Source organism: Bradyrhizobium sp. Kon58 (assembly GCF_055807455.1).
In genome coordinates this window covers 1-14,134 of record NZ_JBVVOT010000009.1, presented here as the reverse complement: position 1 = coordinate 14,134, position 14,134 = coordinate 1, and the positions used below count along the sequence as shown (strand labels likewise).

8 protein-coding genes are annotated in these 14,134 nt (G+C 65.7%); 5 read left to right on the top strand and 3 right to left on the bottom strand.

What is annotated here, in order from left to right; translation table 11 throughout:
* Positions 1-16 precede the first annotated feature (16 nt).
* From AC0L20_RS17360 to AC0L20_RS17345, 4 genes are all read left to right on the top strand, one after another.
* Positions 17-2,170, top strand: coding sequence for a methyl-accepting chemotaxis protein (locus AC0L20_RS17360; RefSeq protein ID WP_473290042.1), 2,154 nt, complete (start codon positions 17-19; stop codon positions 2,168-2,170).
* Between the two features lie 94 nt (positions 2,171-2,264).
* Positions 2,265-3,326: an MBL fold metallo-hydrolase gene (locus AC0L20_RS17355; protein WP_473290039.1), complete on the top strand. Its 1,062-nt coding sequence runs from the start codon at positions 2,265-2,267 to the stop codon at positions 3,324-3,326.
* A 201-nt stretch (positions 3,327-3,527) separates the two neighbouring features.
* Positions 3,528-4,757, top strand: a complete 1,230-nt coding sequence (gene hemA, locus AC0L20_RS17350) for a 5-aminolevulinate synthase (RefSeq protein ID WP_473290036.1) — start codon at positions 3,528-3,530, stop codon at positions 4,755-4,757.
* 188 nt (positions 4,758-4,945) lie between these two features.
* On the top strand, positions 4,946-8,455 hold the full coding sequence (locus tag AC0L20_RS17345; protein ID WP_473290033.1) for a PAS domain-containing hybrid sensor histidine kinase/response regulator: 3,510 nt from the start codon (positions 4,946-4,948) through the stop codon (positions 8,453-8,455).
* Between the two features lie 9 nt (positions 8,456-8,464).
* Here the strand turns inward: AC0L20_RS17345 and AC0L20_RS17340 are convergent, their stop codons facing one another.
* The 3 genes from AC0L20_RS17340 to AC0L20_RS17330 form a co-directional block, all read right to left on the bottom strand.
* Entirely contained in the window at positions 8,465-8,968 is a 504-nt protein-coding gene (locus tag AC0L20_RS17340; protein ID WP_473290465.1) for a cytochrome P460 family protein, read from the bottom strand.
* A 130-nt stretch (positions 8,969-9,098) separates the two neighbouring features.
* Complete coding sequence (locus AC0L20_RS17335; RefSeq protein WP_473290030.1) at positions 9,099-10,130, bottom strand: alpha/beta fold hydrolase; 1,032 nt, start codon at positions 10,128-10,130, stop codon at positions 9,099-9,101.
* Positions 10,131-10,167: 37 nt separating this feature from the next.
* The gene (locus AC0L20_RS17330) at positions 10,168-10,587 is read right to left on the bottom strand and encodes an organic hydroperoxide resistance protein (protein ID WP_456766460.1); all 420 of its coding nucleotides are present in this window, start codon (positions 10,585-10,587) and stop codon (positions 10,168-10,170) included.
* Positions 10,588-10,783: 196 nt separating this feature from the next.
* Between AC0L20_RS17330 and AC0L20_RS17325 the strand changes: the two genes are divergently transcribed.
* Positions 10,784-13,624 (top strand): ATP-binding protein, encoded by a 2,841-nt coding sequence (locus tag AC0L20_RS17325; RefSeq protein ID WP_473290022.1) that lies wholly within the window; start codon positions 10,784-10,786, stop codon positions 13,622-13,624.
* Positions 13,625-14,134: the final 510 nt, after the last annotated feature.

The following is a 14,134-nucleotide window of genomic DNA, read 5'->3' as shown; positions in this document are numbered from 1 at the left end:
GCGTGGGGGAATTTCGATGGCGATCCGTCTGGGCCTTGGCCGTTTGCTTGGTCGTATCCGGCCTCGTTTCAAAATGCCGACATGGGGCGTGCGCGGCAGCCTGTTCACGGCCTTCGCGGTGATCGCGGGCATGGGCCTCGTGATTGCAGCCGGCGCCGGCTTCGTCTTCAACCATCTCGGCAGCACCATGATGGACCTGAGCGGCCGCGACATCCCGCGCCTCTCCGCCAGCCTTCAGCTCGCATCGCAAAGCGCAACGCTCGCGGCACAGGGGCCGGGCCTCCTGGCGTCGCCGTCCGACGAGGCGCTGAACGAACGCACCAAGAAGGTGCAGGAGATCCAGCAGCTCGCCATGGCCAAGCTCGGCGAGATCATCGAGCTCGGCGCCGACAAGCAGATCGCAACCGCGCTGCGCGAGACCGCCAAGAGCATCGACGAGGCGACCCAGAGCCTGGTATCGGCCGCGCGCGAGCGGCTCGATGCCGGCGCGGTGCATGACAAGCAGTATGAAGCGCTCCGCAAGGCGCAGCTCACCTTCGTCGGTGCGGCCGGTCCTGCCATGCTGGATGCGCAAACGCGCCTGAACGCGATCCTCGGCGCGGCGGAAGTTTCCGCCGACGATGCCACCGAAGCCGCCCGCACCGTCTCCCAGGTCGCGACCATCTCCGCCAACGGCAATCTGATGGCCGCCGACATGATGGCGGCGCTGTCGGCCAACAACAGCGATACGCTGGAGGCGATCGAGAAGGAGTTCAAGGCGACGCGCGACCGCGTCAAGTCGAATCTCGAGGACCTGCCGAACATGGCCTCGATGCAAGCGGTGCGCGACACCGTGCAAAAGCTGTTCGCCTTCGGCGAAGGCAAGTCCGGCGTATTCAAGATCCGCCAGAAGGAGCTCGACGCCATCGACTACGGCCAGACCATTCTGGACGAGACCCGCAAGCTCAATGTCGGCCTCGGCATCAGCGTGCAGCAGCTGGTCGAGGGCGTGCAGAAGGAGACCAACGCGTCGACCTTCCAGGCGCGGCATGAGATCTCGCTCGCGACCACCGCGATGCTGGCACTCGGCGCTCTGACGCTGGTCGGCTCGGCGCTGTTCGTCTGGCTCTATGTCGGCCGCAACATCCTGCGCCGCATTCGCGAGCTCCAACGCGCCATGCAGTTGCTCTCGGCCGGCGACCTCGACACCGAGATCGTCCGCTCCCGGCAGAACGACGAGATCGGCGCGATGAAGGAAACGCTGACGGTGTTCCGCGACAGCATGATCGAAGCTCGCGCGCTTGCGAGCGAGCAAGACAGGGATCGCGTCGCCAAGGCCGAGCGTGCGGCGCAGATGGAGGCGAAGATTGCAGGATTCGAGGGCACGGTCCGCTCCGCACTCGACAATCTCGCGCAGTCGGCAAATTCGATGCAGACGACCGCGCAGAGCATGTCGAACACGGCAGACCAGTCCAATGCGCTGGTGAACGCGGTTGCCTCCGCAGCCGAAGAGACCTCGGTCAACGTGCAGACCGTATCATCAGGCACCGAGCAGCTATCGTCCTCGATCGAGGAGATCAGCAAGCAGGTCGTCACCTCGGCCGCGATCGCCAGGAAGGCGGTCGACGAAGCCGGCGCGACCGACGCCACGGTACAGAGCCTCGCCGACAGCGCGAGCCGCATCAGCGTGGTGGTCGATCTGATCCAGACCATTGCCTCGCAGACCAATCTGCTGGCGCTCAACGCCACCATCGAGGCGGCGCGCGCGGGCGAAGCCGGCCGCGGCTTCGCGGTGGTCGCCTCCGAGGTGAAGAGCCTCGCGAGCCAGACCGCGAAAGCGACGGAGGAGATCCGCAGCCAGATCGCCAGCATGCAGTCGGTGACGACTTCGGCGGTCGGCGCCATCCAGGGCATCGGCCGGATCATCGGCGAGATCAACGACGTCACCACGACGATCGCCGCCGCGGTCGAGGAACAGGGCGCGGCGACCCGCGAGATCGCCCGCAACATCCAGCATGCCGCCGGCGGCACCAGCGAGGTTTCCAGCAACATCGTCGGCGTCTCCACGGCTTCGGCGGAGGCCGGCGCAGCGGCGAACGAAGTGCTCGGCGCCTCCGACGCGCTCCGCCGCGAAGCCGACATGCTGCGCGGAGAGATCGACGCATTCCTCAACAACATGCGAGCGGCGTAGGCGCCGTTCCGTAACCCGGAATGACCGCCATGCGGGCCGCGCCAGCGTCCTTTTTCGGCTGGCGCGCCGTGACGAGCGGGTTTAAGCCGGTAGCATGAACGCAAAGACCGACACCGTGCAATCCTCCGCCGACGCCCTGCGCTATCCCTGGGAACAGCATCCCGGCCCCGAACAGGTCGTCGAGGTGAAGCCCGGCGTGTTGTGGGCGCGGCTGAAGCTGCCGTTCCGCCTCAACCATGTGAACATCTACCTGCTCGCCGACGGCGATGGCTATGCCATGATCGATGCCGGCTTCGGCAATGAGGAGACGATCGAAGCCTGGACGAAGCTGTTCGACGGGCCGCTGCAGGGCGTCAACATCACGCGCCTGATCGTGACCCATTCCCATCCCGATCATGTCGGTCTGGCCGGGTGGATCGTCGAGCGGTTCAACTGCCCGCTGGTGATGTCGCAGGTCGAATATCTGCAATCGGTCTATCACCAGAACCGCGGCACCGAGGAGCGGCAGGAGGCGCAGCGGCTATTCTTCCGCCGTCACGGCATGGACGAGTCGCTCACCGAAAAACTGCTCGGCCGCGGCCAGGACTATCTCAAGCGCGTCTCGGTGTTGCCGCCGTCCTATCGCCGCATCTCGCATGGAGACGACGTCGTGATCGGCACGCGCCGCTTCAAGGTGATCACCGGCGGCGGTCACGCGCTCGACCAGGTGATGCTGTATTGCGCCGACGACAAGCTGTTCCTCTCGGCCGACCAGGTGCTGAGCAAGATCTCGCCGAACGTCAGCGTGTGGGCGGTCGAACCCGACCAGAACTCACTCGGCGAATATCTGGCCTCACTCGCCAGCCTCACCACGACGCTGCCCTATGACGTGCTGGTGCTGCCCGGCCACGGCGTGCCGTTCTACGGGCTGAAGACCCGCATCAAGCAGCTCGCCGATCACCACGAGGAGCGCTGCCGCCTGATCGCGGAAGCCTGCCGCGAGGTGCCGCAGACCTCGCGCGCCCTGGTGCCCGTGGTGTTCAACAAGCACGTGCTGGACGAACACCAGATGGGTTTCGCCGCCGGCGAACTGGTCGCCCACGTCAACTACATGATCGTGGAAGGCCGGCTGACGGCGGAGATGAAAGACGGCGTGTTGCAGTTCAGGACGACCTGAGGGCTGCGCTCAATTCACCGGATGGTGCAGAGCAACATCGCATCTCGCGCGAACTTGATCCGGATCAAGTTTCAAATCGCACGATAGGGCATTTTGCCCAAATGCCCCGCAGGTCCAAATGTGGGATAGCGCATAGACATTGGAGCTGGAAAAGCTCTAAGGATATGCGGGTCTTTGGTCGGTTCCGCTGCAGGTTTGACGATGGATTACGCCCAGTTCTTCACTTCCGCCCTTGATCGTCTCCACACCGAGCGGCGCTACCGCGTGTTCGCCGATCTCGAGCGCATCGCCGGCCGGTTCCCGCATGCGCTCTGGCACTCGCCCAAGGGCAAGCGCGACGTCGTGATCTGGTGCTCCAACGATTATCTCGGCATGGGCCAGCACCCGAAGGTGGTGGGCGCGATGGTTGAGACCGCGACCCGCGTCGGCACCGGCGCCGGCGGCACCCGCAACATCGCCGGCACGCATCATCCGCTGGTGCAGCTCGAGGCCGAGCTCGCCGATCTCCACGGCAAGGAAGCCTCGCTGCTCTTCACGTCCGGCTACGTCTCGAACCAGACCGGCATCGCGACCATCGCAAAGCTCATTCCGAACTGCCTGATCCTGTCCGACGAGCTCAACCACAATTCGATGATCGAGGGCATCCGCCAGTCCGGCTGCGAACGGGTCGTGTTCCGCCACAACGACCTCGCCGATCTCGAAGCGCTGTTGCAGGCTGCGGGCCCGAGCCGACCCAAGCTGATCGCCTGCGAAAGCCTTTATTCGATGGACGGCGACATCGCTCCGCTCGCCAAGATCTGCGACCTTGCCGAGAAGTACGGCGCGATGACCTATGTCGACGAGGTCCATGCGGTGGGCATGTACGGCCCGCGCGGCGGCGGCATCGCCGAGCGCGACGGCGTGATGCATCGCATCGACATTCTCGAAGGCACGCTCGCCAAGGCGTTCGGCTGCCTCGGCGGCTACATCGCCGCCAACGGTCAGATCATCGACGCCGTGCGCTCCTATGCGCCCGGCTTCATCTTCACCACCGCGCTGCCGCCGGCGATCTGCTCGGCCGCGACCGCCGCGATCAAGCATCTGAAGACTTCGAGCTGGGAGCGCGAGCGTCACCAGGATCGCGCCGCCCGGGTCAAGGCAATCCTCAACGCCGCCGGCCTGCCGGTGATGTCGAGCGACACCCACATCGTCCCGCTGTTCATCGGCGATGCCGAGAAGTGCAAGCAGGCTTCCGACCTCTTGCTCGAACAGCACGGCATCTACATCCAGCCGATCAACTATCCGACGGTCGCCAAGGGCTCCGAACGCCTGCGCATCACGCCCTCGCCCTATCACGACGACGGCCTGATCGATCAGCTCGCCGAAGCCCTGCTGCAGGTGTGGGACCGCCTGGGTCTGCCGCTTCGCGAGAAGTCGCTGGCGGCGGAGTAGGCTTCTTCGCCTCTCCCCGCAAGCGGGGCGAGGGAGAGCGGGCAGCTCGCCCCGTCGCTTAACGACAACCCCAGTTCCCGCACCCGCGCGGCATTTCGCTGTCGCCTGCGACCGTCCAACGCGCTAGATTTACGGGGAAAATGAGATCGGGCGCGGCCAGCGCGCGTCCTGGGAGAAGCACGCTCGCCATGCTGCACGATTGGGGCGTGATCGCCGCCGCCTTCGGCTATATCGGCTTTCTGTTCCTGGTGGCGAGCCATGGCGACCGCCGCTCGCCGGCCGGGCGCGGCCGCGCCTCGGGGCTGATCTATCCGCTGTCGCTGGCGATCTATTGCACCTCCTGGACCTTCTTCGGCTCGGTCGGCTTCGCCACCCGCACCTCCACCGACTTCCTCGCGATCTATGTCGGGCCGATCCTGATGATCGGGTTAGGGGCCGGCGTGCTCCGCCGCGTGATCCAGCTCGCGAAGGCCCACAACATCACCTCGATCGCCGATTTCATCGGCGCGCGCTACGGCAAGAGCCAGGCGGTGGCGGCAACCGTGGCGCTGATCGCCATCATCGGCTCGGTGCCCTACATCGCGCTCCAGCTCAAGGCGGTCGCCTCCTCGCTCGAAACCATCCTGAGCGAAGACCAGGCCTTCTCCCACATCCCGATCGTCGGCGACGTGGCGCTGATGGTGACGCTGGCGATGGCGGCCTTCGCGGTGCTGTTCGGCACGCGGCAGACGGATGCCACCGAACACCAGCACGGCCTGATGCTGGCGGTCGCGACCGAATCCATCATCAAACTCGTCGCCTTCCTTGCCGCGGGCATCTTCGTCACGTTCTGGATGTTCTCGCCGCACGAGCTGATCGAGCGCGCGATGAAGACGCCGGAGGCGGTGCGCGTCATCAACTATTCGCCGTCGATCGGCAACTTCCTGACCATGACGCTGCTGTCGCTGTGCGCGATCATGCTGCTGCCGCGCCAGTTCCACGTCAGCGTCGTCGAGAATTCCTCGGACGCCGAGGTCGGCCGCGCGCGCTGGCTGTTCCCGCTCTATCTCGTCGCCATCAATCTGTTCGTGATCCCGATCGCGTTCGCAGGCCTCGTCAGCTTCCCGTTCGGCGCCGCCGATCCGGACATGTACGTGCTGGCACTGCCGATGGAGGGTGGCGCGGATCTGCTCAGCGTCGCCGTCTTCGTCGGTGGCCTGTCGGCGGCGACCGCGATGGTGATCGTCGAATGCGTCGCGCTCTCCATCATGGTCTCGAACGATCTCGTGGTGCCCCTGGTGCTGCAACGACGGCCCGAGGGGCGCACCGGCGGCGCCGATTTCAGCGACTTCCTGCTGCGCTCGCGCCGGCTCGCGATCTTCGCCATCATGGTGATGGCCTATTTCTACTATCGCGCGCTCGGCAACACCCAGCTCGCGGCGATCGGCCTGCTGTCTTTTGCGGCCATCGCCCAGCTTGCACCAAGCTTCTTCGGCGGACTGCTGTGGCGGCGCGCGACCGCGCGCGGCGCGATCGGCGGCATGCTGGTCGGCTTCGCAGTGTGGCTCTACACGCTGTTCATCCCGAGCTTCATGGATACTTCGACGGCGGGCATCCTGCTGCTCCAGCACGGACCGTTCGGGATCGAGGCATTGCGGCCGCAGGCGCTGTTCGGCGCCGATTTGCCGCCGCTGATGCACGGCGTGGTCTGGTCGCTGTCGCTCAACATCCTCACCTACGTGCTGCTGTCGCTGGCGCGCCGGCCGTCGTCGATCGAGCTGGTGCAGGCCGATCTGTTCGTCCCCAACACGCTCGCGCCGATCTCCCCGAACTTCCGGCGCTGGCGCACCACCGTCACGGTGCAGGACATCCAGACCACGGTGGCGCAATATCTCGGGCCCGACCGGGCGCGGCATTCGTTCGAGGCATTCTCCGCGCGGCGCAATGTGCGGCTGGAGTTCGGGGCGCCCGCCGATTTCGAGCTGCTGCAGCACGCCGAGCACCTGATCGCCTCCTCGATCGGTGCGGCCTCCTCGCGTCTGGTGATGTCGCTGCTGCTGCGCAAGCGGACGGTGTCGGCGAAGGCTGCGCTCAAGCTGCTCGACGATTCCCATGCGGCGCTGCATTTCAACCGCGAGATCCTCCAGACCGCGCTGAACCATGTGCGCCAGGGCATCGCGGTGTTCGATGCCGATCTGCAACTGATCTGCTCGAACCGGCAGTTTGGCGATCTCCTCAATGTTCCCCCGCATTTCATCCAGTTCGGCACGCCTTTGCGTGAAATCCTGGAATTCATGGGCGTGAGCGAGCCGGCCGATCCGATCGAGCGCGAGGCCATGCTGGAGCGCCGGCTGGTGGCTTACACCACCGACGGCGAGCCGTATCTCGAGCGCCTGCCCGACCGCCACATGGTGATCGAGATCTTGACCAACCGCATGCCCGGCGGCGGCTTCGTCATCACCTTCACCGACGTCACGCCCACGTTCGAGGCGGCGGAAGCGCTCGAGCGCGCCAATGCGACGCTGGAAAAGCGGGTGCGCGACCGCACCGAGGAGCTGACCCGGCTGAATTCCGAGCTGGCTCTGGCCAAGAGCGCTGCCGAAGACGCCAGCATCTCCAAGACGCGCTTTCTCGCCGCCGCCAGCCACGACATTCTCCAGCCGCTGAACGCGGCGCGGCTCTATGTCACGAGCCTGGTCGAGCGCCAGCACAGCGGCGAGGAGACGCGGCTGGTCGAGAACATCGACGAATCGCTCCAGGCGATCGAGGAGATCCTCGGCGCGCTGCTCGACATCTCCAGGCTCGACGCCGGCGCGATGACGACCTCAATCTCGAGCTTCAAGATGGCCGATCTGATGCGCTCGCTGGAGATCGAGTTCGCGCCGATCGCACGCGCCAAGAATCTGGCGCTCGTGTTCGTGCCGTGCTCGCTGCCCGTCGAGTCGGATCGTCTCCTGCTGCGGCGGCTGCTGCAGAACCTGATCTCCAACGCGATCAAATATACCCCGCGCGGGCGCGTGCTGGTCGGCTGCCGCCGCCGCGGCGCCTCGCTCAAGATCTGCGTTTACGACACCGGTGTCGGCATTCCGACGGTCAAGCGCAGCGAGATCTTCAAGGAATTCCACCGCCTCGAGCAGGGCGCGCGGATCGCCCGCGGCCTCGGCCTTGGCCTGTCGATCGTCGAGCGGTTGGCACGCGTGCTCAAGCACGACATCGCCATCGATTCCAATGTGGGCGGCGGCTCGGTGTTTTCCGTGACGGTGCCGACGGCCAAGGCGATCACCCACACCGCGGCCGTGACCAGCGCGACGCCGCTCGCACGCACCTCGATCTCGGGGACCCTGATCGTCTGCATCGAAAACGACGCCGCGATCCTCGACGGCATGCGCACGCTGCTGAAGGCGTGGGACGCCGAGGTGATCGCGGTCGCCGATCCCGAGGGCGCGATCGCCGCGATCGAAGCCGCCGGCCGTCGCGTGACCGGCCTGCTGGTCGACTACCATCTCGACCGCGGCAACGGCATCGCCGCGATCCGCGACATCCGCCGCCGCTTCGGTGACGGCATCCCCGCGATCCTGATCACCGCCGACCGCAGCCCCGCCGTGCAAATGGCTGCGCGCGACGAAAAGGTCGCGGTGCTCAACAAGCCGGTCAAGCCGGCTTCGCTGCGCGCCCTGCTCGGCCAGTGGCGCACGCAGCAGATGGTTGCGGCGGAGTGAACTCCGCACTCAAGGTGCAAGCCTCGTAAACACGTAGTCGCGACTCTTCACACGGGCTTCGTGGCAGGCGAAGCAGGTGCGATGCTGAGCCTCGTCGACCGGCTTGCCGTTGACGAAGCGACCAAAACCCCAGCCCCCGGTCGAGGCATATTTTCTGGAATCCTTGACCATCACCTGGACGGTGGTGGGCTCACCGGGAATCGTCGCGGACGCAAATTCCGGCGATTGCTTGCGCTTCCAGGCCCGCTTGACCAAAATCGTGCCGTCCGGGAACGGAAGCTTGTTGTCCTGATAAGCATCGATCGCGGTCCTGTTGCCGACGACGGCACGCAGCTCGTCCAGGGGAGCCGCCTCCTCGGCCGGCGCGATCAGCTCCCACTGCTTGTAGCCTTCCGGGACAGTGACGCCGAAGATCGGCGAGGCATCGGCCTGCCCCTGCGCGAAAGCGATCGTGACCAGATACGGCACGCAGGTCAGGACAACGACGAGGACGAGCACGGCCAACACGATCATCGTCGTTGAGGATGGAAATTTTGACTTTTCGGGTTTCATTTTCGCTGACGCTTCATTGAACTGCGATCGCATGTCAGGCCTCGGCCCGGCCTTTCCGGCCCCTTGCCGGACCGAGGTGCGGCCAAAATCATCAAGCACCGCCGTCGGCATCGATGACGGCCTTGGCAAACGCTTGTGGCGCTTCCTGCGGCAGATTGTGGCCGACGCCGCCAGTGATCAGGCGAAATTCGTAGCGGCCCGAGAACTTCTTGGCATAGGCGCTTGGATCGGGATGCGGCGCGCCGTTGGCGTCGCCTTCCATGGTGATGGTTGGGACGCCGATCACCGGAGCTGCCGCAAGTTTCTTTTCGAGCGCCTCGTATTTCGCTTCGCCCTGGGCGAGCCCGAGCCGCCAGCGGTAATTGTGGATCGTGATCGCGACGTGATCCTTGTTGTCCAGCGCCGCCGCGCTGCGGTCGAAAGTGGCGTCGTCGAACTTCCACTGCGGCGAGGCCAGCTTCCAGATCAGTTTTGCGAAATCATGCGTGTACTTCTCGTATCCGGCGCGGCCGCGCTCGGTCGCGAAATAGAACTGGTACCACCATTGCAGCTCGGCCGACGGCGGCAGCGGCGCGTTGCCCGCGGCCTGGCTGGAGATCAGATAGCCGCTGACCGACACCAGCGCGCGGCAGCGCTCCGGCCACAGCGCGGCGATGATGTCGGCGGTGCGCGCGCCCCAATCGAAGCCGGCGACCACCGCTTTCTTGATGTCGAGCTTGTCCATCAGCGCGATGATATCGGCGGCCATTGCTGCCGGCTCGCCGTTGCGCGGCGTCTCGGCGGAGAGGAAGTGCGTCGTGCCGTAACCACGGAGATAGGGAATGATGACGCGATAGCCGGCCTTTGCCAGGATCGGCGCGACGTCGACGAAGGCGTGAATGTCGTAGGGCCAGCCGTGCAGCAGGATCGCGACGGGACCGTCCGCAGGACCGGCCTGCGCGTAGCCGACGTTGAGGACGCCGGCATCAATCTGCTTGATCGCGCCGAACGACGCATTCGTTGCGACGGAGCGCGGCGCTTCCGATTCGGCGCGGGCGAGGCCGATCACGCCAAGGCCGGCGGCGACGGTTCCCGCGGCGATACCGAAAAACTGGCGGCGGTGCTGATCGATGATCTGTTTCATGTTGTTGCTACCTTGTTGATGGTTTGAGGTGGTGCCGTCAGATCAGCGCGAGAGTGACGTCGATGTTGCCGCGGACGGCCTTGGAATAGGGACAGTTCTGATGCGCCTCATCGACGATCCCGCGCGCGATCTCGCGATCGAGCCCAGGCAGGCTGACATCGAGGCGTGCCCTGAGCGAATAGGCGCCCTCGTCGAGCACGAGGTCGATCTCCGCATCGATCGCGCATTTCCTGGGGAGCTCGATCTTCCGCTTGCGGGCTGCGATCTCCATCGCGCCTTCGAAGCAGGCCGACCAGCCGGCCGCGAACAATTGCTCGGGATTGGTGCCGATGCCGGTGCCGCCCGGCGGCGACAGCTTGACATCCAGGCGCCCGTCGGAACTGCGCGATATCCCGTCCTGTCGCCCGCCGCTGGTGCGGGTCCGGGCTGTGTAAAGCAACTTTGCCGCTTGGGTCATGAAGGTCTCCTTGCCGTCGCACAACTGACTAGCAGCGGCTGCCGCGACACACCCGTTGGGAGTTGTGAGAAGTTGTGAGGTCTCGGCGCGCGGGCCTCACGGGGGCCTGCATTCGCGGTCTGATCGCGGGGGGACGGCCTTGCCGGATTGCGATCATCTGGCTATCCGGTGCGCTCGAAAGGATCAGGATTCCGCCATGACCGAGCCGGCCGTTGCCGCAACGGGAACCCTCTCGTTTGGGCCATTCACTGTGACGCCGCATGAAAGACTCGTGACGCGCGACGGCGTCGCGCTGCCGCTCGGTGCAAAGGCCTTCGACACGCTGCTCGCGCTGATGTCGCGGCCGAACCAGGTCGTCAGCAAGTATGATCTGATGGCGCTGGTGTGGCCCGGCATGACGGTTGAGGACGCCAATCTGCGCTTTCACGTGGCGGCGCTTCGTAAGGTCCTTGGCGACGGCAAGGACGGTGCTCGCTACATCACCACGCTCTCCGGCCGCGGCTATTGCTTCGTGGCGCCGATCTCGCAGGCGAGTATCCCGGCAGAGCGGCGCACCGCATCGCGAACGGAATTGCCGCCCGTCAAACTGCCGAACCGGCTGCAACGGATGGTCGGGCGCGACGATGCGGTCGCCGCCGTCTCCGACAGGCTCATCGGCTCGCGCTTCGTCACGATCGCCGGCCCGGGCGGCGTCGGCAAGACCGCCATTGCGGTTGCGATTGCTCACGATCTGCTCGCGACATTTTCCGACGCCGCACATTTCGTCGATCTTGCCGCGCTGAGCGATCCCGATCTCGTGATCACCTCGATCCTGCTGATGCTGGGCTTGCCGGCGCAAACCGACGACCCCCTGCCTGCGCTGCTCGCGCATCTCCGGGACAAGCGGATGCTGCTGATCCTCGACAATTGCGAACACGTCATCGCAGCCGCAGCCCCGCTGGCCGCCGAGATCTTCCACGCCGCACCGAATATCTACGTGCTGGCGACGAGCCGCGAAGCCCTGCGGGTCGAGGGCGAGCAGGTCTATCGGCTGGCGCCGCTTGCCGTTCCGCCCGACAATCCCGGGCTGACGGCGGCCGCAGCGCAGACTTATCCCGCGCTTCAACTCTTCCTTGAACGTGCCACGGCCGGCGGCGCGCAGATCGCGCTCGATGATGCCAATGCAGCGATCGTCGCCGGGATCTGCCGCAAGCTCGACGGCATGGCGCTGGCAATCGAACTCGCCGCCGGCCGGGTGGAAGCCTACGGCCTGGAGCAGACCGCGGCCCTGCTCGACGAGCGCCTCAATCTGCTCTGGCAGGGCCAGCGCACGGCGCCGCCGCGACAGAAGACATTGCAGGCGACGCTGGCCTGGAGCTACGGTCTCTTGTCCGACATCGAGCGCCTGGTGCTGCGCCGGCTCGCGGTTTTCGCCGGTCACTTCACTATCGACGCCGCACTCGAGATCGTGCCGGACGAACGCGTCGACCGCTCCCGCCTGTTCGACGCCATCGACGGCCTGGTGGCCAAATCGATGGTCGCGGCGCGGCCGATTGGCGCCATGATGCGTTACCGTCTGCTCGACACGACGCGCGCCTATCTGCTCGAGATCGAACCTGATGACGCGGCGCTCGCCGCCCGCCACGCGACCTATTACCGGCAATGGCTGGAGCAGGCCGGCACGACATGGGCCACGGTGCCGAGCGCCGACGAGCGCGCGATCCACTTCTCCGCGCTTCACAACGTGCGCGCGGCGCTGGACTGGTGTTTTGGCACGGACGGCGATGCCAGCATCGGCATTGCACTTGCCGCAGCTGCGGCGCCAATTTTTCTCGCGATGTCGTTGCTGGTCGAGTGCCGGCGCTGGTCTGAACGGGCGCTGCTTGCGATCGATCCTTCCTCGCGCGGCGGCGCCGAGGAAATGCACATCCAGGCCGCGCTCGGACTGACTTTGATGTTCACGCGCGGCGGCAGCGAAGCGGCGCGTGCCGCGTTGAGCCGAAGCCTTGCGATCGCCGAGGCGCGCGGCGACGCACCGAACCAGCTCCAGCTGCTCGGGCGCATGCATATCTTCCACGAGCGGATGGGACAGTTCGACGCCGCGCTCGGCTATGCGCAGCAAAGCCTCACGGTCGCCGGGACGCTCGGCGATGCCGCCTCGCTCGCTCTCGCCCACTCGCTCCTCGGTGTCTCCTTGCATCTTGCCGGCGAGCATCGCGACGCGCTGACGATGCTGGAGACCGCCTGGCATGGGCCGGGCACGGAGCGAATCAGCACCGTCTATGGTTTCGATCACCGCAACCGGGCCGGCATCTCGCTCGCGCGCGAGTTCTGGTTGCAGGGCCGCCCCGCGGATGCGCTGCAAGTGGCCCGGCAGACGGTCGTCGAGGCCGCGCAGATGGACCATCCGATCACGCTCTGCATTGCGTTGATCTGGGCGGTCTCGATCGATCTCTGGAACGGAGACCTCAATGCCGCGGAAGAGAACATCGACCGCTTCATCGCCCATGCCGAATGGCGCTCCATGGGCCCCTATCTTGCGGTCGGCCGCGGCGTCAAAGGCGAACTGGCGATCCGGCGCGGCGATGCCGCGGATGGCGTCGAGACGATCGGGGCGTGTCTGCGTGAGCTCCACGATGCCGGTTACGAGCTGCTCACCACGACGTTCAACATCGCGCTTGTTCAGGGCTTGATGGCGCTTGGGCAGATCGAGCGGAGTGCGGGGCTGATTGACGACGCGATCCGCATCGTCGAGCAAAGCGGCGATCATCTGTACATGCCCGAGCTGCTGCGCATGAAGGGAAGGGTTCTCCTGGCCGGGCCCCAGCCCGACGCTGATCAGGCAGAAGCCCACTTCGTCCAATCACTGGAATTGAGTCGTCACAAAGGCGCCAAGGCCTGGGAGCTGCGGGCCGCGATCGATCTCGCCGGTCTCCTTGCCGAACGCGGCCGGCGCGAGGAAGCGAAGCGGTGGCTTCAATTGGCGTATGAAGGCTTCGCCCAGGGTTCGGAGACAGCCGATATCAGGGCCGCCGACATGTTGTTGCAAACATTATGACGCGGACTCTCGTGTCCCGGGCGCCTTGCAATGCCCTTGCGGTGCTGCGGGATGGCCCCGGCTCTGCAGCGCACCATCAAAAGGACGCTGCGCTGCGTCCGGGGCACGAGAGCGGAGTGTGGCGACACTCTCTCCACATCGTCATTGCGAGCGTAGCGACTTGTCCGCCGAAGCTTAGCGAAGGCGGAAGCAATCGAGAATCCCTCCGCGGCGGCAGACTGGATTGCTTCGCTGCGCTCGCAATGACGGGGTATGAGGCGGCAGCGCCAGTTTTCCAGCTCGCATTTTGAATTGCAGACGCAGCTTCGCATACTCGCGGCGCGTTTCGCCCGAGCTTTGCTTCGGCACTTCACCCTCAAAGCCAAGAGGGCGCAGGGAAGGCCGGGTGCCGGCTGGCACCCGCGGTCCGCTGCGCGAAAATGTAGCGCAAGGAAACCGCACAGCAGCATACAGGTGTAGCCAATCACTCGGCCTTCCCTGCGCGATGGTCGGACGGCTTATGCCGTGCTC